The sequence below is a fragment of the Micromonospora sp. C28ISP2-4 genome (assembly GCF_030519385.1).
GTDB classification, from domain to species: Bacteria; Actinomycetota; Actinomycetes; order Mycobacteriales; family Micromonosporaceae; genus Micromonospora; species Micromonospora tulbaghiae.
On the sequence record NZ_JAUMKG010000001.1, the window covers coordinates 1139709 to 1159946 of the forward strand.

General features: G+C 73.1%; 17 protein-coding genes. 4 read left to right on the plus strand and 13 right to left on the minus strand.

The features are described from left to right. Positions 1-14: 14 nt before the first annotated feature. Complete coding sequence (locus Q3W68_RS05450; RefSeq protein ID WP_302904377.1) at positions 15-1598, plus strand: DUF4139 domain-containing protein; 1584 nt, start codon at positions 15-17, stop codon at positions 1596-1598. A gap of 64 nt (positions 1599-1662) precedes the next feature. On the opposite strand, the gene Q3W68_RS05455 is transcribed toward Q3W68_RS05450, so the two are convergent. The 9 genes from Q3W68_RS05455 to kdpF form a co-directional block, all read right to left on the minus strand. Next, the gene (locus tag Q3W68_RS05455) at positions 1663-1932 is read right to left on the minus strand and encodes a GlsB/YeaQ/YmgE family stress response membrane protein (RefSeq protein WP_302904378.1); all 270 of its coding nucleotides are present in this window, start codon (positions 1930-1932) and stop codon (positions 1663-1665) included. A 111-nt stretch (positions 1933-2043) separates the two neighbouring features. After that, entirely contained in the window at positions 2044-3030 is a 987-nt protein-coding gene (locus Q3W68_RS05460; RefSeq protein WP_302904962.1) for an ion transporter, read from the minus strand. 72 nt (positions 3031-3102) lie between these two features. Beyond that, positions 3103-4209 carry a magnesium and cobalt transport protein CorA gene (locus Q3W68_RS05465; protein ID WP_302904379.1) on the minus strand — a complete coding sequence of 369 codons (1107 nt, stop codon included), beginning with the start codon at positions 4207-4209 and terminating at the stop codon, positions 3103-3105. A gap of 58 nt (positions 4210-4267) precedes the next feature. Continuing rightward, positions 4268-4948: a response regulator gene (locus tag Q3W68_RS05470; RefSeq protein WP_302904380.1), complete on the minus strand. Its 681-nt coding sequence runs from the start codon at positions 4946-4948 to the stop codon at positions 4268-4270. Next, positions 4945-7491 carry a DUF4118 domain-containing protein gene (locus Q3W68_RS05475; RefSeq protein WP_302904381.1) on the minus strand — a complete coding sequence of 849 codons (2547 nt, stop codon included), beginning with the start codon at positions 7489-7491 and terminating at the stop codon, positions 4945-4947. Before Q3W68_RS05475 ends, Q3W68_RS05470 begins: the two co-directional genes overlap by 4 nt. An 81-nt stretch (positions 7492-7572) precedes the next feature. After that, positions 7573-8454 carry a potassium-transporting ATPase subunit C gene (locus Q3W68_RS05480; protein WP_302904382.1) on the minus strand — a complete coding sequence of 294 codons (882 nt, stop codon included), beginning with the start codon at positions 8452-8454 and terminating at the stop codon, positions 7573-7575. After that, positions 8454-10646 carry a potassium-transporting ATPase subunit KdpB gene (gene kdpB / locus Q3W68_RS05485; protein ID WP_302904383.1) on the minus strand — a complete coding sequence of 731 codons (2193 nt, stop codon included), beginning with the start codon at positions 10644-10646 and terminating at the stop codon, positions 8454-8456. The genes Q3W68_RS05480 and kdpB overlap by 1 nt, the downstream gene beginning before the upstream one ends. 20 nt (positions 10647-10666) lie before the next feature. Next, a complete protein-coding gene (gene kdpA / locus Q3W68_RS05490; protein ID WP_302904384.1) occupies positions 10667-12322 on the minus strand; it encodes a potassium-transporting ATPase subunit KdpA in 1656 nt (551 codons plus the stop codon). Continuing rightward, positions 12322-12411: a K(+)-transporting ATPase subunit F gene (kdpF, locus tag Q3W68_RS05495; RefSeq protein ID WP_036343797.1), complete on the minus strand. Its 90-nt coding sequence runs from the start codon at positions 12409-12411 to the stop codon at positions 12322-12324. Before kdpF ends, kdpA begins: the two co-directional genes overlap by 1 nt. Positions 12412-12741: 330 nt before the next feature. On the opposite strand from kdpF, the gene Q3W68_RS05500 reads away from it, so the two are divergent. After that, on the plus strand, positions 12742-15975 hold the full coding sequence (locus Q3W68_RS05500) for a BTAD domain-containing putative transcriptional regulator (RefSeq protein WP_302904385.1): 3234 nt from the start codon (positions 12742-12744) through the stop codon (positions 15973-15975). On the opposite strand, the gene Q3W68_RS05505 is transcribed toward Q3W68_RS05500, so the two are convergent. The 3 genes from Q3W68_RS05505 to Q3W68_RS05515 all read right to left on the minus strand — a co-directional run bounded on the left by Q3W68_RS05505 (position 15917) and on the right by Q3W68_RS05515 (position 18446). After that, positions 15917-16711 carry an ABC transporter permease gene (locus Q3W68_RS05505; protein WP_302904386.1) on the minus strand — a complete coding sequence of 265 codons (795 nt, stop codon included), beginning with the start codon at positions 16709-16711 and terminating at the stop codon, positions 15917-15919. The two genes, Q3W68_RS05500 and Q3W68_RS05505, sit on opposite strands and share 59 nt — an antisense overlap. Beyond that, on the minus strand, positions 16708-17667 hold the full coding sequence (locus tag Q3W68_RS05510; RefSeq protein WP_302904387.1) for an ATP-binding cassette domain-containing protein: 960 nt from the start codon (positions 17665-17667) through the stop codon (positions 16708-16710). Before Q3W68_RS05510 ends, Q3W68_RS05505 begins: the two co-directional genes overlap by 4 nt. A gap of 74 nt (positions 17668-17741) precedes the next feature. Next, positions 17742-18446, minus strand: a complete 705-nt coding sequence (locus tag Q3W68_RS05515) for a GAF and ANTAR domain-containing protein (protein ID WP_302904388.1) — start codon at positions 18444-18446, stop codon at positions 17742-17744. 200 nt (positions 18447-18646) lie between these two features. On the opposite strand from Q3W68_RS05515, the gene Q3W68_RS05520 reads away from it, so the two are divergent. Beyond that, the gene (locus tag Q3W68_RS05520; protein ID WP_302904389.1) at positions 18647-19096 is read left to right on the plus strand and encodes an STAS domain-containing protein; all 450 of its coding nucleotides are present in this window, start codon (positions 18647-18649) and stop codon (positions 19094-19096) included. Between the two features lie 178 nt (positions 19097-19274). Beyond that, positions 19275-19985, plus strand: coding sequence for a GAF and ANTAR domain-containing protein (locus Q3W68_RS05525; protein ID WP_302904390.1), 711 nt, complete (start codon positions 19275-19277; stop codon positions 19983-19985). 8 nt (positions 19986-19993) lie between these two features. Here the strand turns inward: Q3W68_RS05525 and Q3W68_RS05530 are convergent, their stop codons facing one another. Beyond that, positions 19994-20212, minus strand: a complete 219-nt coding sequence (locus Q3W68_RS05530; protein WP_302904391.1) for a hypothetical protein — start codon at positions 20210-20212, stop codon at positions 19994-19996. Positions 20213-20238 lie beyond the last annotated feature (26 nt).

The following is a 20238-nucleotide window of genomic DNA, read 5'->3' on the forward strand; positions in this document are numbered from 1 at the left end:
CTACCCTCGCCGCCGTGGACACAGTGGAGATCGACGCGCCTGTCGTCGGCGTGACCGTCTACCCGGACCGCGCCCGGGTGACCCGCCGCGGCGGCGTCCGGCTGGCCGCCGGCGACCACCGGGTACGCGTCGCCCCGCTCCCGCTGGGCCTGCGCCGGGACTCGATCCGGGTGGGCGGCCGGGGCGCGGTGACGGTGCTCGGGGTGGACGTGGCCGCGTGGCGGCACGCCCGCAGCACCGACGCCCAGGTGGTCGAGCTGGAACGGCGGCGCCGGGAACTGGCCGACGAGCTGGCCGAGGTCGGTGACACCGACGCCATCGAGGACCAGCGCGGCGAGTTCCTCACCCGGCTGGCCGAGCGCGCGGGTGGCACGTACGCCCGGGCGCTGGCCGCCGGCGACGCGGCCCCGGCCGACGTCGCGGCCTTCACCGATTCGGTGTCCGGTCAGCTCGCCGATTCCCGGGCCCGGCGGCGCGGGCTGGCCCGGCGGCGCACCGAGCTGGCCGAGGAGCTGGCCGCCGTCGACCGGGAGCTGGACGCGGCGCGCGGCAAGCGGGAGCCGGACCGGCTGGCCGCCGAGGTGTCCGTCTCGGTCGACGCCGACGACGCCGAGGTGGAGCTGGAGCTGACGTACCTGGTGGACGGTGCCCGCTGGACGCCCTCCTACGATCTGCGGCTGGTCGAGGACACCATGACCGTCACCTGGTTCGGGCTGGTCAGCCAGGGCACCGGGGAGGACTGGCCGGAGTGCGAACTCCAGCTCTCCACCGCCCGCCCGGCGGCGGCGAGCGGCGTACCCGAATTGTCGCCCTGGTATCTCGACCGGCTCCGGCCGGAGCCGCCGATGGCGGTCTCGGCCGCGTCGTTCGGCGGCATGGTGCCGCCGCCGGCGCCCGGCGCGGCGCCGGCGGGCCGTCCCCGCGCGGCCCGGTCCGCGGCGCCGGCGGTGCGGGAGAGCGTCGCCGAGGTCGAGCAGGGCGTGACGGCGGCGACCTACCGGCCCGCCCGGCCGGTGGCGGTGCCGGCCGACGGCAGCGCGCACCGGGTCACCATCGCGGTGCTGGAGCTGCCGGCCCGGCTCGACCACGTGAGCGTGCCGGTGCGCGCCGCCGAGGCGCACCTGCGGGCCACGGTTCGCAACGCGTCGGACCACACACTGCTGCCCGGACCGGCGTCGGTCTTCCACGGCGCGGACTTCGTGGCGGCGACACGGCTGACGACGTGGGCGCCGGGCGAGGAGACGGAGCTGGCGCTCGGGATCGACGACCGGGTGCGGGTGGAGCGGAAGCTGTCCCGGCGCACCGAGAGCAAGGCCACGCTCGGGTCGACGCGGCGGCGGGAGGTGGAGTACCGGATCACTGTGGCGAACCACAGGCCCCGACCGGCCACCGTCGAGGTGCGGGACCAGCTGCCCGTGTCCCGGGACGAGGCGGTGGTGGTACGCGAGACCGCGCTGACGCCGCCGCCGGCCGAGCGTACGGAGCTGGGCGAGCTGACCTGGCGGCTGTCGCTGGCGCCGGGTGAGAGCGGCGAGATCGCGCTGGGCTTCCGGGTGGAGCTGGCCAAGGGCGTCGAGCTGACCGGATGGCGGGAGTAGCGCACGTGTTAGGAAGGGCCCCTTCTTATGCAGAATGCGATAAGAAGGGGCCCTTCCTTCGGTCTCAGACGCGACGGCGACCGTAGACGCCGGCGAAGATGGCGACACCGACAGCGGCGAAGCCGACCTGGAGCAGCAGCTCGATCCAGTCGATGCCGGGGGTGTCGTCGACGCCGAACGCGCCGGCCACCAGGGTGCCGACGAACGCGGCGACCACACCGATGAGCAGGGTCAGCCAGATCGGGATGTTCTGCTTGCCCGGCACCACCAGGCGCCCGAGCGCGCCGATGACGAGGCCGATGATGAGCGCGGTGAAGAAGCCCGTGATCTCCACGAGAGGCGTCCCTTCCGTCGGATGTGTTGACGCCTCGCTGGTTGCCCCGATCAACCACTCGGGCAAACCCGAAAGCTTTTTTCGTCATGGAACTGTCATGACCGTCCCTGATCAGTGGTCCGAGGGCTGGCGGCGGCGAGGTCCGCCCGGCGCCTCCTCCCGGTCGATGCGCAGTTCCCGCTCCAGCTCGGCGATCACCATGCGGAGGTCGTCCAGACGCTGGCTGATCGCGATCCGGTCCACCTCGTCCGGTATCCCGTCGCCGTCGGAGTCGTAGTCCGGGGCCAGCCCTTCGGTCATCTCCAGCCGGCGTGCCTCCTCCATGGAGTTGACGATGACGGCGATGAGGATGTTCAGCAGCAGGTTGACCGCGATCATCACGAAGCTGACGTAGTAGAGCAGCGTCCACGGCGACACGGCCAGGCCCTGTTCCAGCAGATCCGGCAGCGTCTCCAGGGACAGCAGCACGAACAGCGTGACGAGCGAGCGGCCGATGTCGCCGTACTGCTCGGGGTAGCGGTCGCCGAAGATCAGCCAGCCGGCCATGCCGTAGACGTAGAGCGTGACGGCGGCGAGCGCGAGGAAACCGGCGACGCCGGGCAGGCTGCGCCACAGCGCCGCGACGATGGTCCGCAGGCCGGGCGAGAAGCGGACCAGGCGCAGCACCCGGGCGACCCGGATGAACCGCAGCACCGCGGAGTCGCCGTGCAGGCCCGGGATGAATATGGCGGCGGTGACCAGCAGGTCGAAGACGTTCCAGCCGTGCCGGAAGAAGTCCTGCGGGCGGCGGCCGTACGCGAGCACCCGGATGGTGATCTCCACGACGAAGACCGCCCGGAACATCCACTCCGTCCACCGCAGCACCGGCCCGGCGGCGCCGAGGTCCCGGTACGTCTCGATGCCCAGCACGACCCCGTTGGCCATGATGAGCACCACGATGGCCACCTCGAACGGCCGGGACGCGACGAGCCGTGCACAGTGGCCGGCCAGCCCACGCTTTCCGGTGGCGGTCCGGCGCCCGCCACGCGGTGCCGGAACCGTGTCCCCGATCAGCGTTCCCCTCCGGCACGCGAGAGCCGGACGACGCGCGGACGACAGGGGGTAGCCACCCGGACACTCTAGTGGATCACCGACGGCGACCTGTTCCGGCCGAGCCGTGCCCGGCCCGGCTCACAGCCAGCCGCGGCGCTTGAACAGCAGGTAGAGCGCGCCGCAGACGGCCAGCATCAGCGCGACCGCGAACAGGTAGCCGAACCGCCAGTCCAGCTCCGGCATGTGGCTGAAGTTCATCCCGTAGACGGTGCCGATCAGGGTCGGCGCGAACAGGATCGCCGCCCACGCGGAGACCCGTTTGATCTCCTCGTTCTGCTCGAAGCTCGCTGCGGTCAGGCTGCGCATCTCCTCGTTCTGCGCCTGCGAGACCAGTGTGGCGTTGACGGTGAGGATGTTCTGGAGCAGATGCCGGAACCCGTCCACCCGCTCGACCACCTGGGTCAGGTGGTCGGCCACGTCGCGCAGCCGGCGGCGCAGTTCCTCGTCCGTTCCGTACCTGTCGAAGCCGCCTGTGAGCGCGTCGACCACCTTCAGCAGCGGCCGGGCGGCCCGCTGGAACTGGATCACCTCACGGCTCAGCTCGTAGATGCGGCGGCTGGCGTTCGGGTCGCCGCCGAACACCTCGGTTTCGATCTCGTCGATGTCGTTCTCCAGCCCGGCGACCACCGGCGCGTAGCCGTCCACCACCCGGTCGAGCACGGCGTAGAGCACGGCTTCCGGGCCGAGCGCCAGCACCTCGGGTTCGGCCTCCAGCCGCCGCCGGACCCCGGCCAGGTCCGGTGTGCCGCCGTGCCGGACGGTGATCACGAAACCGGGGCCGAGGAACAGGTGCAGCTCGGCGAACTCGACCGCGTCCCGCTCGTCCAGGTAGCGGGCGGCGCGCAGCACCACGAACAGGGTGTCGCCGTACCGCTCCAGCTTGGGGCGCTGGTGGGCGTTGATCGCGTCCTCGACGGCCAGGTCGGGGAGCTGGAACTCGGCGGCGAGCGAGGCGATCTGCTCGCGTCCCGGCCGGCGCAGCCCGATCCAGGCCATCGCGTCGTCGAGCTGTTGCAGGCAGCGGTACGTGTCGGCGAGGCTCACCGGCGACGCCCGGCGTACGCCGCCGACGTAGACGCCGCTGTCGACCAGCCCGTCGGGTCGCTCCGGCTCGGCCGCGCCGGCGTCGATGGCGTGCTCGTCCAGGCGCCGGCCGAACCCCTCCGAGGACCGGTTGTCAGCCATGCCCCTCCCCCGCTGCCCGACCGGCTCGCCGAGTCCCCCGCGGACGCGGCCGCAAACGTCAGGGGCGGTAGCGGTAGCCCATTCCCGGCTCGGTGATCAGGTGCCGGGGCCGGGCCGGGTCGTCCTCCAGTTTGCGCCGCAGCTGGGCCATGTACTGCCGCAGGTAGTTGGTCTCCTGGTGGTACTCCGGCCCCCACACGTCGTGCAGCAACTGGCGCTGGCTGACCAGCTTGCCGGGGTTGCGCAGCAGCTTCTCCAGCACGGCCCACTGGGTGGGGGTGAGCTTGACCTCGACGCCGTCGTCCCGGGTGACGGTCCGGTCGGCCAGGTCCACGGTGTTGCGGCCGATCCGCAGCGCCGGCACGGCGGGCGAGGCGGGGGCGAGCCGCCGGGTCACCGCCCGGATGCGGGCGAGCAGCTCGTCCACCCCGAACGGCTTGGTCACGTAGTCGTCGGCGCCCGCGTCGAGCGCGGCGACCTTGTCCTCGCTGCCGGCCCGCCCGGAGAGCACGATGATCGGCACGGCGGTCCAGCCGCGCAGTCCCCGGATGACCTCGGTGCCGTCCAGGTCGGGCAGGCCGAGGTCGAGCACCACCAGGTCCGGCGGGTGCCCGGCGGCGGCCTTGAGCGCGGCGGCGCCGCTGTCGGCGACCTCGACGTCGTAGCCCCGCGCCCGCAGGTTGATCCGCAGGGCGCGCAGGATCTGCGGCTCGTCGTCGACGACCAGGATCCGGGTCATTCCTGCGGCCCCTCCGGCGCGGTGGCGGCCGGCAGCCGCAGCACCATGGTGAGACCGCCACCGGGCGTGGTCTCCGGGGTGATGCTGCCACCCATCGCCTCGGCGAGCCCACGGGACAGCGCGAGTCCCAGGCCGACGCCGGTCTGGTTGTCCCGGTCGCCGAGGCGCTGGAACGGCAGGAAGACGTGCTCCCACTGGTCCTCCGGGATGCCCGGCCCGGTGTCGATCACCCGCAGTTCGACCTGCCCGGCGTGCGCGCTGCCGGTGATCGTCGGCGGCCGGCCCGGTGGGCTGTGCCGCAGCGCGTTCGCAACGATGTTGACCAGCACCCGCTCCAGCAGACCCGGGTCGGCCAGCGCCGCCGGCAGGTCGGCCGGGATGTCGGTGGTCACCTCGGCCGCCACCGCACCAAGTTCGTCAAGGGCCCGGGGTACGGCGTCCTCCAGCCCGATCGCGGCGGTGCTCACGCCCAGCGCGCCGGCCTGCAACCGGCTCATGTCGAGCAGGTTCGCCACCAGCCGGCCCAGCCGGTCCAGCGACTCGTCGGCGGTGGCGAGCAGCTCCTCCCGGTCGTCCGCGTCGAACTCGACGTCGTGACTGCGCAGGCTGCTCACCGCCGCCTTGGCCGACGCCAGCGGCGTACGCAGGTCGTGGCTGACCGCCGCGAGCAGCGCGGTCCGCATCCGGTCGGCGGCGGCGAGCGGGCGGGCGGTGGCGGCCTCCTCGGCCAGCCGTTCCTGGCGCAGCGCGACGGCGGCCTGCGCGGCGAACGCCTCGACGACCCGGCGGTCGGCCGCCTCCAGCCGCCGGCCGGCGAGCACCACGCTGAGCCGGTCGTCGACCGGTACCACGGTCTCGCCGGCGCTCGGGCTGCCCGGAGGCCGCTCGCCGACGCTCGCCGCCACCCGCCAGGCATCCGTCTCCCGGGCGCGGGCCGGTCGTCCGCCGGCCTCGTCGGCCGGCTCCAGCACGCTCACCGCGCGCAGCCCGAACGTCTCCCGCAGCCGGTCCAGCAGCGCGGGCAGCGGCCGTTCGCCGCGCAGCACGCTGCCCGCCACGGTGGCCAGGGTCTGCGCGTCCGCGGAGGCCCGGGCCGCCTCCCGGGTACGCCGGGCCGCCACGTCGACCACCCAGCTCACCGCGATGGCGACGCCGACGAACACGCCCAGGGCGAGCAGGTTGTCCGCCTCGGCGATGGTGAGCGTCCGGTAGGGCGGGGTGAAGAACCAGTTGAGCAGCAGCGAGCCGCCGAGCGCGGCGACCAGCGCCGGCCACAGCCCCCCGACCAGCGCCACGCCCACCACACCGGCGAGGAACAGCAGGATGTCGTTGGTCAGGGTGAGGTCGGGCAGCGTCCGCAGCACGAGCGTGAGCAGCGGCATGCCGAGCACCGCGAGCGCGTACCCGATCAGCCGTCGCCGCCGGGACAGCGCGGCGGGCACCGCCGTGGCCCGGCGCCCGCGCCCCGCCTCCGGGTGGGTGACCAGGTGCACGTCGATCGGGCCGGACAGCGCGGTGGTGGTCACCCCGACGCCGCGGGCGAACACCTGCGCGAACCGGCCCCGGCGGCTCGCGCCGAGCACGAGCTGGGTGGCGTTGACGCCCCGGGCGAAGTCGAGCAGCGACGCCGGGATGTCGGTGCCGAGCACCTGGTGGTACGTGCCGCCGAGGCTCTCCACCAGCACCCGCTGCCGCGCCAGCTGGGCCGGGTCGGCGCCGGCCAGCCCGTCGCTGCGGGCCACGTGCACGGCGAGCAGGTCGGCGCCCTTGCTGCGGGCGGCGATCCGGGCGGCCCGGCGGATCAGCGTCTCGCCCTCCGGGCCGCCGGTCAGCGCCACGACGACCCGTTCCCGCGCCTCCCAGGTGTCGGAGATGCCCTGCTGGGCGCGGTACGCGTCGAGCTGCTCGTCGACCTTGCCGGCCAGCCAGAGCAGCGCCAGTTCGCGCAGCGCGGTGAGGTTGCCGACCCGGAAGTAGTTGCCGAGCGCGGCGTCGATCTTGTCGGGCCGGTAGATGTTGCCGTGCGCCATCCGGCGGCGCAGCGCCTCCGGCGTCATGTCCACCAGCTCGACCTGCTCGGCGGCCCGGACCACCTGGTCCGGCACGGTCTCCCGCTGGGTGGTGCCGGTGATCTGCGCGACCACGTCGTTCAGCGACTCCAGGTGCTGCACGTTGACGGTGGAGAGCACGCTGATCCCGGCGTCGAGCAGCTCCTGCACGTCCTGCCAGCGCTTGTCGTGGCGGGAGCCGGGCACGTTCGTGTGGGCCAGTTCGTCCACCACTGCCACCTCGGGCCGCCGGGCCAGCACCGCGTCCAGGTCCATCTCGGTGAACTCGGCACCCCGGTAGGTCATCGCCCGGCGCGGCACCACCTCCAGGTCGCCGATCATCTCGGCGGTGTGCCGGCGGCCGTGCGTCTCGACCAGGCCGATGACCACGTCGGTGCCGCGCTCGGCCCGGCGCCGGGCCTCCTCGAGCATCGCGTACGTCTTCCCGACGCCCGGGGCGGCCCCGAGATAGATCCGCAGTTCACCCCTGCCCACAACCCCCATCCTCTCCGAGTGGAAGGAAGGGCCCCCTGTTAACGCCTCGCGAGGTGCAGGGGGCCCTTCTTAACACTTCCGTCAGCGCGCCGGAAACGCCTCGTCCAGCGCAAGGTTGAGTTCCAGCACGTTCACGCCCGGCTCGCCCAGGAAGCCGAGCGCCCGGCCGGTGGTGTGCTCGGCGACCAGCCGCCGCACCGCCGCCGGGTCGGCGCCGCGCTCCCGCGCCACCCGGGCCACCTGAATCTCCGCGTACGCCGGGGAGATGTGCGGGTCGAGGCCGCTGCCGCTGGCGGTGACCGCGTCGGCCGGCACGGCGGGGCGCGCCGGGGCGTCGCCGCGTACCGGGGTGACGATGCCGCCCTCGGCCACGTAGTCGTGGCCGGGCTGCGCCGCCTCCACCGGTACGCCCTGCCAGCTGGTGACGAACGGCGTCGCAGGCGCGGCCTGGTTGACGCTCACCACGCGGGTGATCGGACCGGTGAGCCCGTAGGCGCGGAACACGGCGAGCACCGCGCCCACCCCGTCCGGGGTGCAGTACGGGCGCCGCCCGTCCACGCCGTCCAGTTCCCCGACCGCCTTGCTGCGGGCGCAGACCTGGGTTAGCAGGCTCTGCGCCGAGGTCTCCTCGTCGCCGGTGAGCGTGTCCACCACGCTCTCCGGGCCGAGGTTGCCGGCCGCTGTGGCGGTCGGGTCGTAGCCGTCCCCGGCGGCCGACGGGCGGGACTGGAAGTAGCGCGGGACGGGATTGCCGTCCGCGTCGGTGAACGCCTGGCCGATCAGCGAACTGCCGACGGTACGGCCGCCGACGGTGAGCAGTGAGCCGTCCGCCCTGCCGTCGAGGCCGGGCAGCCGGCCCACGGCGACCAGGGCGAGCGGGTAGACCAGGCCGAGCAGCACTGTGAAGACGAGCACCGCGCGCAGGGCGGCCAGGTGCTGGGAGAGCCAACTGGGAAGGCGCATCACGAGATCCCCGGGACGAACTGGACGAGCAGGTCGATGAGCTTGATGCCGGCGAACGGCACCACGATGCCGCCGAGACCGTAGAGCCACAGGTTGCGGCGCAGCAGCGTCGAGGCGCTGGCCGGGCGGTAACGCACGCCGCTCAGGGCCAGCGGGATCAGCGCCACGATGACTATCGCGTTGAAGACGACGGCGGAGAGGATCGCCGACTCCGGACTGGCCAGGCGCATGATGTTGAGCCGGTCCAGCGACGGGTAGATGCCGGCGAACATGGCCGGGATGATCGCGAAGTACTTCGCGATGTCGTTGGCGATGCTGAACGTCGTCAGCGCGCCACGGGTGATCAGCAGCTGCTTGCCGATCTCCACGATCTCGATCAGCTTGGTCGGGTCGGAGTCGAGGTCGACCATGTTGCCGGCCTCCTTCGCGGCCGACGTGCCGGTGTTCATGGCGACGCCCACGTCCGCCTGGGCCAGCGCGGGCGCGTCGTTGGTGCCGTCGCCGGTCATCGCGACGAGCCGGCCGCCCTCCTGCTCCTTCTTGATCAGCGCGAGCTTGTCCTCCGGCGTGGCCTCGGCGAGGAAGTCGTCCACTCCCGCCTCGTCGGCGATCGCCTTCGCGGTACGCGGGTTGTCACCGGTGATCATCACGGTGCGGATGCCCATCCGGCGCATCTCGTCGAAGCGCTCCCGCATCCCGGCCTTCACCACGTCCTTGAGGTGGATGACGCCGAGCGCCCGGGCCGGTTCCCCGGCCACGTGCTCGGCCACCACGAGCGGCGTACCGCCGGTGCCGCTGATCGCGTCGACCAGTTCACCGACCTGTTCGGTCGGGTGGCCGCCGTTGTCGCGTACCCACTTCATCACCGCGGCGGCGGCGCCCTTGCGGACGTGCCGGACGCCGCCGTCGGCGTTCAGATCGACGCCGCTCATCCGGGTCTGCGCGGTGAACGGTACGAACGTGGCGTGCGGGATGAGGCCGGGCTCGCGCTCGCGCAGCCCGTACTCGTTCTTGGCGAGCACCACCACCGAGCGGCCCTCCGGGGTCTCGTCGGCCAGGCTGGACAGTTGCGCCGCGTCGGCGAGGGTGGCCGCGTCCACGCCGGTCACCGGCAGGAACTCGGCGGCCTGCCGGTTGCCGAGCGTGATCGTGCCGGTCTTGTCCAGCAGCAGCGTGTTGACGTCGCCCGCCGCCTCGACCGCCCGGCCGCTCATCGCCAGCACGTTGCGCTGCACGAGCCGGTCCATGCCGGCGATGCCGATCGCGGACAGCAGCGCGCCGATGGTGGTCGGGATGAGGCAGACCAGCAGGGACACCAGGACGACTCCGGTGACGCCGGAGTCGGTGATCGCCGCGGTGTCGGGCGCGGCAGCCTGGTAGCCCTTGGCGAAGATCGCCATGGGCTGGAGCGTGACGACCGCGAGCAGGAAGATGATCGTCAGCGCGGCCAGCAGGATGTTCAGGGCGATCTCGTTCGGCGTCTTCTGCCGGTTGGCGCCTTCGACCAGCGCGATCATCCGGTCGATGAAGCTCTCGCCGGGCTTCTGCGTGATCCGGACGACGATCCGGTCGGAGAGCACCCGGGTGCCACCGGTGACCGCGCTGCGGTCGCCGCCGGACTCCCGGATCACCGGGGCCGACTCGCCGGTGATCGCCGACTCGTCGACGCTGGCGATGCCCTCGACCACGTCGCCGTCGCCCGGGATGACCTGCCCGGCCTCGACCAGGACGACGTCGCCCTGGCGCAGCTGCGGCGCGGGCACCGCCTCGTCCCGGTACGCGTTCGCGGCGGCACCCGGCGTCCAGCCGACCAGGCGGGTGGCGACGGTGTCCTGCTTGGCCCGTCGCAGCGTGTCGGCCTGTGCCTTGCCGCGCCCCTCGGCGACCGCCTCGGCCAGGTTCGCGAAGATCACGGTGAGCCAGAGCCAGACGGTGATCGCGATCGCGAAGACCGACGGGTCGGCCACCGCGAGCACGGTGGTGAACAGCGCGCCGATCTCCACGATCAGCATCACCGGGTTGCGCCACAGCGTGCGCGGGTCGAGCTTGCGCAGCGCGTCCGGCAACGACGCGATCAGCTGGCGAGGGTCGAGCAGTCCGCCGCCGACCCGGTCGTCCCGGCGGTCGGGCGTGCCGGGAGCCGCGGTGTCGCCGGTGACCGGCGCCTCGGCGGTCTGCACAGGTGCTGTCATGTCCTTGTCTCTCATGGTGGTCACAGCCCTTCGGCCAGCGGGCCGAGCGCGAGTGCGGGAAGGAAGGTGAGCGCGACGAGGACCACCGTGACGCCGACGACCATGCCGACGAACAGCGGCCGGTGGGTCGGCAGGGTGCCCTCGGAGGCGGGTGCGGGTTGCTGGCGGGCCAGTGAGCCGGCCAGCGCGAGCACGAAGATGATCGGCAGGAACCGGCCGAGCAGCATGCAGAGCCCGAGCGCGGTGTTCCACCACTGCGTGCTCACCGTGATGCCGGCGAACGCGGAGCCGTTGTTGTTGCTGGCCGAGGTGAACGCGTAGAGCACTTCGGACAGCCCGTGCGGCCCGACGTTGAGCGCTGTCGAGTCGTTGCCGGTGGCGAACGCGGCGGCGGTGCCGGTGAGCACCAGCGCCGGGGTGATCAGGAAGTACATCGAGGCGAACTTGATCTCGCGCGAGCCGATCTTCTTGCCCAGGTACTCCGGGGTGCGCCCGACCATCAGGCCGGCCACGAACACCGTGATCACCGCGAGGATCAGCAGCCCGTACAGGCCGGCGCCGACACCGCCGGGGGCGACCTCGCCGAGCATCATGTTGCCGAGCGTCATCATGCCGCCCAGCGCTGTGTACGAGTCGTGGAACGAGTTGACGGCGCCGGTCGAGGTGAGCGTGGTGGCCGCCGCGAACGTGGCCGAGTTCGACACGTCGAAGCGCACCTCCTTGCCCTCCAGCGCCGCGCCGACCGCCTGCGGCACCGTGCCGTTGCCGGCCAGCTCGAAGACGTTGGTGAGGGTGATGCTCGCCAGCGCCAGGACCGCCATCACGGCGACGATCGCGTAGCCCTGCCGCTTCTGCCCCACCATCCGGCCGAAGACCCGGGGCAGGCTGAACGGGATCACCAGGATCAGGAAGATCTCCAGCCAGTTCGTCCACGTGGTCGGGTTCTCGAACGGGTGGGCGCTGTTGGCGTTGTAGAAGCCGCCACCGTTGGTGCCCAGCTCCTTGATGACCTCCTGGCTCGCCACCGGCCCGCCGGTGATCGTCTGGGTGCCGCCGGTCAGCGTGGTCACGTCGGTGCCGCCGGAGAGGTTCTGCACCACGCCGCCGAGCATCAGCGCGGTTGCGCCGAGCACCGCGATCGGCAGCAGGATCCGCAGCGTGACCCGGGTCAGGTCGACCCAGAAGTTGCCCAGCTCGCCGGTGCGGCTGCGGGCGAAGCCCCGGACCAGCGCCACCGCAACGGCGATGCCGACAGCCGCCGAGACGAAGTTCTGCACCGCCAGGCCGGCCATCTGCACCAGGTGGCCCATCGTCGACTCACCCGAGTACCACTGCCAGTTCGTGTTGGTCACGAACGACACGGCGGTGTTCCAGGCGCCGTGCGGCACCACCGGGTCGAACCCGAGCGAGAGCCACAGGTGGTTCTGCAGGCGCTGGAACGCGTACAGGAACAGCAGGGAGACGGCCGAGAAGGCCAGCACCGAGCGGGCGTACACGCCCCAGGTCTGCTCGGCCGCCGGGTTGACCCCGACCAGCCGGTAGATCCCCCGCTCGACCCGGGACGACCGGGTTCCGGCGACCACCCGGTACATGTGGTCGCCGAACGGCCGGTGCACGGCGACGAGCGCCGCCACCAGCGACAGGACGAAGAGCACGCCGGCTGTCGTCATGCTCATCAGAAGCGCTCCGGGAACAGCAGGGCGACGACAAGGAACACGCCCAGGCCGATCGCCAGCACCAGGCCGACGGCGTTGACGGCGCTCACAGCTTCTCCACGCCCCTCACCACGAGGGCGAGAGCCGCGAACAGCCCCACCGTCAGCAACACGAACAGCACGTCAGACACGGCTGATCTCTCCTAGCGGAAGATGTCCTCGCGACCGCCTCCCGGCCGCGCCGGGCAATCACAGCGCCGTATCCGGCGGGCCGACAGGGGCTTTGACGCGACCATCACGCGCGGCCGCGGTTTCTTGACGCGCTTTTCACGCCGCCTCCGTGGCCGGTGATCCGGGTCACGCCACGCACCGCCGCTTCTCAGACGCCGGCTCGTCGGCGCGGGGACCGTGACGGGCCGGTCCGCCGCCTACGCTGGCGCGGTGACCACCGAACTGACCCTGCTGTCGGACGTGGTCTGCCGAGGTGTGCCGGTGGGCGGCGCCCGGCTGCGCGGGTTGCTGGCGCTCCTGGCCGGCCGGCTCGGGCCGGGCTGCGGCACCGGCGCGCTCGTCGACGCGCTCTGGCCTGACGATCCGCCCCGGCATCCGGTGAAGGCGTTGCAGATCCTGGTGTCCCGGGCCCGCGCCGAGCTGGGTGCCGACCTGATCGTCCGGACCGCCACCGGTTACCGGCTGGCGCTCACCGACGCGCAGGTGGACGCGGCGGCGGTGCTGCTACGTGCCGCGGCGGCGGCGCGGCACGCCCGCGCGGGTGAGCACGCCGCCGCGCTGGCCGAGGCGGAGTCGGGACTCGCGTACTGGGCCGGTCCGCCCGGCGACGACCCGGGCGAGGGCGATCCGCTCACCGCGTTGCGCGCGGACCGGGCCGCCACGTACCGGGAACTGTCCCGGGCGCGGGCGCTCGCGTTGTCCCGGCTCGGCCGGCCCGCGGAGGCGCTGCCCGGTCTCGCCGCGCTGGCCGCCGGGGGTCCGCAGGACGAGGAGCTGCTGGCCGAACTGCTCCGCTGCGAGGCAGCTGTGACGAGCCGGTCGGCGGCGCTGACCCGGTACGAGGACTACCGCCGCTCGCTCCGCGACGAGCTGGGCGCCGAGCCGGGAGCGGCGTTGCGCGAGCTGCACCGGGAACTGCTCGACGGCGAGAGCCGGCTGGCCCGGCCCGGCATCCCGTACGAGCCGAACCCGCTGCTGGGCCGCGACGCCGACCTGGCCTCGGTGGAGTCCCTGCTGGCCGGCTCCCGTGTGGTCTCCGTCGTCGGCCCGGGCGGGCTGGGCAAGACCCGGCTCGCGTACGCGGTGGCCCGGCGCGCGCCGCAGCGCAGCGTACGCCTGGTGGCACTCGGCGCGGTCACCGCCGACGGCGACGTGCCGGAGGCGGTCGCGGCGGCGCTGGGTGTCGGGGAGCCGGTCGCCGGGCCGGTCGGCGCGCTACCGGTGCCCGCCGACCCGGTCGCCGCGATCGTGGCGGCGCTCGGAACGGGGCCGGTGCTGCTGGTGCTGGACAACTGCGAGCAGGTGGTCCGGGGCGTCGCCGAGCTGGTGGCGGCACTGCTGGCGGCGACCAGGGAGCTGCGGGTGCTGACCACCAGCCGTACCCCGCTGGGGTTGACCTCGGAGGCGGTGCACGCGCTGCCCGAACTGCCGCTGGACACGGCGGTGCAGCTGTTCACGCAGCGGGCCCGCGCCGCCCGGCCGGGCGTGGTGCTGCCCGCCGACCAGGTGGCCGAGGTGTGCCGGCACCTGGACGGGATGCCCCTGGCGATCGAGCTGGCCGCCGCCCGGGTGCGGGCGATGAGCGTGCCCGAGCTGGCCCGCCGCCTCGGCGACCGGTTCGGGCTGCTGCGCGGCGGCCCCCGGGACGCGCCGCCGCGCCACCACACGCTGCACGCGGTGGTCGACTGGAGCTGGAACCTGCTGCGGCCGGAGGGGCGGGCGGCGCTGCGGGCGCTGTCGGTGTTCCCGGACGGGTTCAGCGCGGCGGCGGCGGACCGGGTGCTCGGCGAGGACGCGCTGCCGGTGCTGGAACACCTGGTCGACCAGTCACTGCTGCGGGTGGAGGAGACGCCGGACGCGGTCCGGTTCCGGATGCTGGAGACGGTGCGGAAATTCGGCGCCGCCCGCCGCACCGAGGCCGGCGAGGACGAGCAGGTCCTGGCGGCGTTCCTCGCCTGGGCCCGCGAGTTCGGCCTCGGGCACCACGAGGCGCTGCTCGGCGCCGAGCCGTTCACCGCCGTCGCGACGGTCCGCGCCGAGCAGGACAACCTGGTCGCCGCCCTGCGCCTGGCCCTGGCCCGGTCCGACGCGCCGACAGTGGCGGGTGTCGCCGCCGCGCTGGCGGCGGTGTGGACGCTCGACACCAGCTACACCAGGATGCTCGCGCTGGTCGCCGACACCGACTTCCTGCTCTCCCACTACCGTCCGGCGCCGGAGTTCGTGGCACCGGTCCGTACCGTCGCCGTGCTCGGCGTGGCGCACACCCTGATGATCGCCGGACGCCGCTCGACCCGCTCGCTGTTGGTGCTGCGCCGCCTGCCGCCGCCCCCGCCGGACACCGTCACCGGTGCGATGGCGGTGGTGCTGGGCGCGCTCCCCGAGATCGACGCCGACCCGGCCGTGCTCACCGCGCTGCGCGCGCACCGCGAACCGCTGGTCGCCGCGATGGCGGACGCCCTGGCCAGCTATCTGTCGGAGCAGGCCGGGCGGCCTGACGACGCGCTCGACGCGGCCCGGCGGATGCTCGACGCGGTGGCGCACCGGCCGCTGCGGTGGCTGCTGGTGCTCGCCCACTCCCGGGTCGGCGAACTCTGCATGCAGGCCGAGCGCTCGGCGGAGGCCCGGGACAACCTCACCGCCGCGCTGGACCTGCTGGCCGACTCCGGCCCGTGGTGGGACCGCCTCCAGATCCGCTGGAGTCTGGTGCTGGTCAACCTGGCGCTGGGCGACGTCGACGAGGCGGAACGCTGGCTGCGGCTGGCCACCACCGACGCCTGCGACAGCCGGTACGACGCCCCGCCGGTGCCGGACGACCAGTACGGCATGCGGGCGTACGAACGCGGCATACGGGCCGAGTTCGCGCTGGCCCGGGGCGATGTCGAGGCCGGACTGGCCGGCTGGCGGGAGGCGCTGGACGGGTTGCGGCAACCGTCGAACCCGCTCATCTGGTCCGGCCCGCCCGGCGACGCGCCGTGGCATCTGGAGATCCGGGCGGCAGCGCTGGCGGCACACGCCCGGCACGGCCGGCTGGACCTGGTGCCGGGGCTCGCCGACTCGCTGCGCCGCCGCAGCGTGACGCTGCTTGCCGACCCGATCGCCGAACCGCCCGGCTTTCTCGTGCAGCTGCCGATCCACGGGGCACTGCTGCTCGCCCTCGCCCTGGTCGAGCTGGACAGGTCGGGCGGCACCGGCGACAAGGCCGCCGGTGCCCGGCTGGTCGCGCTCGCCGAACGCTTCGGCTACCTGCGGAACTTCCAGCCCACCATGTCCTCGGCGGCGGCCCGCCGGGCGGCACGCGACGCGGACGGGGCGGCGTACGACGCGGCCCGCGCGTCGTATGCCGCCCTCGACCACGACGAGTTGCGGCTCGCCGCCGTGGCGGAACTCAGCGGGACGGATCCCGGTCGTACAGCCGGCGCGCCCACAGGTAGCCGAGCAGGCTGATCCCGGCGCACCAGGCCACCGCCGCGACCGCGTCACCGCCGTCGACCGGGCCGGCCAGGAGCAGTCCGCGCAGCGTCTCCATGATCGGGGTGAACGGCTGGTGCTCGGCGAACCAGCCGAGCCACGCGGGCATCGAGTCGGTCGGCACGAACCCGCTGCCCAGGAACGGCAGCAGCAGCAGCGGCATGGGCAGGTTGCTGGCGCTCTCCACGCTCTTGGGCACCATGCCCAGCGCGACCGACAGCCAGGTGATCGCGAACGCGGTCAGGGTCAGCAGCCCGGTGGCGGCGAGCCACTGCGCCGGGCCGGCGTCCGGCCGGAAGCCGACCAGCAGCGCCACGGCGACCACCACCGCCAGCCCCAGCAGCGTCTGTGCCACCGCGCCGACCACGTGGCCGGTGAGCACCGCCGCGCGGGCGATGGACATGGTGCGGAACCGGGCCACGATGCCCTCGGTCATGTCCATGGCCACCGCGATCGCGGTGCCCTGTGCCGCACCGGCCATGGCGAGCAGCAGGATGCCGGGTGTCACGTAGTCGGCGTACGCGGACCGGCCCCCGGCCACACCGCCGAGTCCGTTGCCGAGCGTGCCGCCGAAGACGTAGACGAACAGCAGCAGGAAGATCACCGGCAGGGCGATCACCATGACTGTCAACGACGGGTAGCGCACCGCGTGCTTCAGGTTGCGGCGCAGCATGGTCGCCGAGTCCCCGACGGTGTGGGCGAGCGTGCTCATGCGGTCACCTTCTCCTCGGTGGGGTGGCCGGTGAGGGCCAGGAAGACGTCGTCCAGGTCGGGGGTGTGCAGGCTCAGCGAATCGACGGGGACACCGGCGTCGTCGAGCCGGTCGAGCAGCGCCCGTACCCCGCTGACGCTCCCGTCGCCCGGCACCCGCAGGGTGAGGTCGTCGTCGTGCCGGCTGGCCGCCGGGAACAGCCCGGCCGCCGCGGCCAGGTGCGCCGCGTCGGTGAAGTGCAGGCGTACGTGGCCGCCGGGCACCAGCCGCTTCAGCTCGGCCGGGCTGCCCTCGGCGACGAGGCGACCGCCGTCGAGCAGCGCGACCCGGTCGGCCAGGTGGTCGGCCTCCTCCAGGTACTGCGTGGTGAGGAAGACTGTGGCGCCCTCGGCCACCAGCTCCCGGACGATCTGCCACATGGCCCGGCGGCTGCGCGGGTCCAGGCCGGCCGTCGGCTCGTCCAGGAAGATCAGCCGGGGGCGGCCGACGAGCGTCATCGCCAGGTCCAACCGCCGTTTCATCCCGCCCGAGTACGCCGCCACCGGCTTGCCCGCCGCCTCGGTCAGGTCGAAGCGGACCAGCAGGTCGTCCACCACCCGCCGTCCCTCGGCCCGGCCCAGGTGCCGCAGGTCGGTCATCAGCCGCAGGTTCTCCGCGCCGGTGAGAAGCGCGTCCACGGCGGAGAACTGACCGGTCACGCCGATCGCGGCGCGTACCCGGTCCGGTTCGGTGGTCAGGTCGTGGCCGGCGACCCGGACGGTGCCGGCGTCGGGGCGGATCAGCGTGGAGAGGATCTGCACGGTGGTGGTCTTGCCGGCGCCGTTCGGGCCGAGCAGGGCGAAGACAGTGGCCTCGGGTACGCGCAGGTCGACACCGTCGAGCACCACCTGTCTCCGGTACGCCTTGCGCAACCCGGACACCTCGACCATCGCGCCGGGAGAGTTCGTCGTCGTCATACCCGCAACCGTGACGGCCGGTGGGATCAGCGCGGTTTCACGGCGGTTTCACGCCCCGTGACGACGTGGGCGGGTCAGCGGGCGGCGGCCTTCGAGACGAGCGCCTCGGCCACCTCGCGCAGCTTGCGGTTGGAGTCCTGGGAGAGCTTGGCGAGCTGCGTGAACGCCTCGTCGGCCGAGCAGCGCCGCTGCCCCATGATGATGCCCTTGGCCTGCTCGATCACGGCCCGGCTGCGCATCGCCTCGCGCATCTGCCGGGCCAGCGTGGCGGTGCTCTCGTAGAGGTGCGCGTTCGCGAGCGCCACCGCGGCGTACGCGGCGAACTCCTCCGCCAGGTCGATGGACGCCTTGTCGAAGGCGTGGGGCGTGCCGCCGTGGACGTTCAGGGCCCCGGTCACCGCCTCCTGGATCGGCAGTCCGATCGACAGGGAACTCCCCACGCCCGCCGCCCGGGCCTGCGCGGCCCATTCCGGCCAGCGCGGCTCGTCGCTCAGGTCGGGCAGCGAGACGCTCACCGCGCTGACCGAGGCGTCCAGGCACGGGCCGTCGTCGTGCTCGTACTGCCACTCGTCGAGCCTGCGCGCCCGGTCACTGGTGTAGGCGATGGCCCGGTTGGCACCCGCCTGCACCAGGGAGACCGACACCTCCACGCTGCCCGGAACCGCCCGGTTCGCCAGTTCGGCTACGCGTCCCAGGACGTCGTCGAGCGCCACCTCGTCGAGCCGGATCCGGCTCAGCTCCGCGAGGGCTTCGCCGGGGTCGATGCGGGGGGCTTCCATGTCTTGTCTTGTCCTGTCCTGGCATAGGTCATCGGCAGTGGTCGTTCCGATGACGGTACCCGGGACGGACGGGTCCGAACGCGTCCCGCCTCGCGAAGTCCACCCGGTCGGCGTATCTTCGGGTACGGGTCAAGACATGTGCCCTCCTGCTCACGGCGAGTCCCGCCGGGAGCCTCCTCGGACAGTGAGGTGGGGGTGCCATGTCCGACATGCAGCCGGTCTTCGGCTGTCATCACGTTCCAACGGCATCGGGCGCGTTCCGGCCCGACGAGCCGATCATGTGGTTGAGCTGCGACACGGGCATCGACGTGACCCGGATCTCGGTGGCCGGCGAGGTGGACCTGAGCAACGCGCACCTGCTCACCGAACTCGTGGAGACCGCCGTCGCGGCGTCCGCCCCGCTCGTGGTGATCGAGCTGTCGGCGGTCAGTTTCTTCGGCGCGTACGGGACGAACGCGCTGGTGCTGGCGCAGCGGATGCTCACCCGGCACGGCCGGCGGTTGATCCTGCACCGGCCCTCCCCGGTGGTCCGGCGCGTCCTCGGCGTCACCGGCACGCTCACCGCGTTCGAGGTTGTCGATTCTCCGGCGCCACCGGCCGTCGACGACGGTTGGGCACGTCCCGTCGTGCCGACCCACGCCGGGTCGTAGAGTTGTCCCGGTAGTCGACGCCCCGTCCCGGGCGTCACGAACGAGCGTCAAGAAGCGGCGCGCCCGGCCCCGATCCGTCCGGATCGGGACGCTGGTCCGTTCACCACGGGCCGACCCCGACACCAGCCGTCCGCCCCTCCGGGGCGACGGCGCCGCTTCCCCGAGGACGTCACAACTCATGCCGCAGGCCCACCCCGATCTCGCCGCAGCCTTGATCAGACTGGGTCGGATCAAGTACGACGAGGTCGACCTCGACGTGGTGCTGTCGACCATCGCCCAGGTCGCCAAGGACACCCTGTCCGGCACTGCCGAGGTGTCGGTCACCCTGGTCCAGGGCGCGCAGGCGTACACCGCCGCGTACACCGGTGAGCTGGCGCTGACCCTCGACGAGTGGCAGTACGCGCAGGGCCGCGGCCCGTGCCTGGACGCGGCCACCACCGGCACCGCCATGCTGGTGCCGGACATGGCGGCGGAGAGCCGCTGGCCGGAGTGGGCGGCCCGGGCGCACGAGGCGGGTGCCGCCAGTTCGCTGTCGATCGGGCTGCCCATCCAGGAGGCGATGGTCGGCGCGCTGAACATCTACGGCGCCGCACCAGGCGTCCTGGATCAGCAGGTCGAGCTGGCGCAGACACTGGCCGGGTACGCGGCCATCGCCCTCGCCAACGTCCACCTCTACGAGAGCACGGCCACGCTGGCGCAGCAGATGCACGAGGCGATGCAGAACCGGGCCGTGATCGAGCAGGCGAAGGGCATCATCATGGGGCAGCGGCGCTGCTCGGCCGACGAGGCGTTCGCCATCCTGGCCCGGGTGTCGCAGGACTCCAACCGCAAGTTGCGCGAGGTCGCCGAGTCACTCGTCGACCGCGCGGTGCACGGCCCTCGTGACTGAGCGTGCGGTCAGCGCGGCATCGCCCGCCAGCCGGAGCCACTCGCGCGCCACGCCCCGGCGAGGATGCTCGCCGAGCCGCGGCTCGGGCACTGCTGGATCTTGGATCGGCCGGATGCCCCGCCGATCTGAGCCTGGACCTGCCACTGGCTCCCGTCGGTGCGGATGTAGACGTCACGCCGTCCGCGGGGGTTGTTGACGCCGTTCCACCAGTGTTCCTCGACCACCATGCCGTGACGGTACCTCAGCAGGCCCG

What these genes read in the sequence shown, in the direction of transcription:
- kdpA (WP_302904384.1), bottom strand. Translation starts at nt 12,322, where the DNA reads ATGAGCATGACGACAGCCGGCGTGCTCTTCGTCCTGTCGCTGGTGGCG.
- Q3W68_RS05515 (WP_302904388.1), bottom strand. Translation starts at nt 18,446, where the DNA reads ATGGAAGCCCCCCGCATCGACCCCGGCGAAGCCCTCGCGGAGCTGAGC.
- Q3W68_RS05510 (WP_302904387.1), bottom strand. Translation starts at nt 17,667, where the DNA reads ATGACGACGACGAACTCTCCCGGCGCGATGGTCGAGGTGTCCGGGTTG.
- Q3W68_RS05530 (WP_302904391.1), bottom strand. Translation starts at nt 20,212, where the DNA reads ATGGTGGTCGAGGAACACTGGTGGAACGGCGTCAACAACCCCCGCGGA.
- kdpB (WP_302904383.1), bottom strand. Translation starts at nt 10,646, where the DNA reads ATGACAGCACCTGTGCAGACCGCCGAGGCGCCGGTCACCGGCGACACC.
- Q3W68_RS05470 (WP_302904380.1), bottom strand. Translation starts at nt 4,948, where the DNA reads ATGACCCGGATCCTGGTCGTCGACGACGAGCCGCAGATCCTGCGCGCC.
- Q3W68_RS05505 (WP_302904386.1), bottom strand. Translation starts at nt 16,711, where the DNA reads ATGAGCACGCTCGCCCACACCGTCGGGGACTCGGCGACCATGCTGCGC.
- Q3W68_RS05465 (WP_302904379.1), bottom strand. Translation starts at nt 4,209, where the DNA reads ATGGCTGACAACCGGTCCTCGGAGGGGTTCGGCCGGCGCCTGGACGAG.
- Q3W68_RS05520 (WP_302904389.1), top strand. Translation starts at nt 18,647, where the DNA reads ATGTCCGACATGCAGCCGGTCTTCGGCTGTCATCACGTTCCAACGGCA.
- Q3W68_RS05480 (WP_302904382.1), bottom strand. Translation starts at nt 8,454, where the DNA reads ATGCGCCTTCCCAGTTGGCTCTCCCAGCACCTGGCCGCCCTGCGCGCG.
- Q3W68_RS05525 (WP_302904390.1), top strand. Translation starts at nt 19,275, where the DNA reads ATGCCGCAGGCCCACCCCGATCTCGCCGCAGCCTTGATCAGACTGGGT.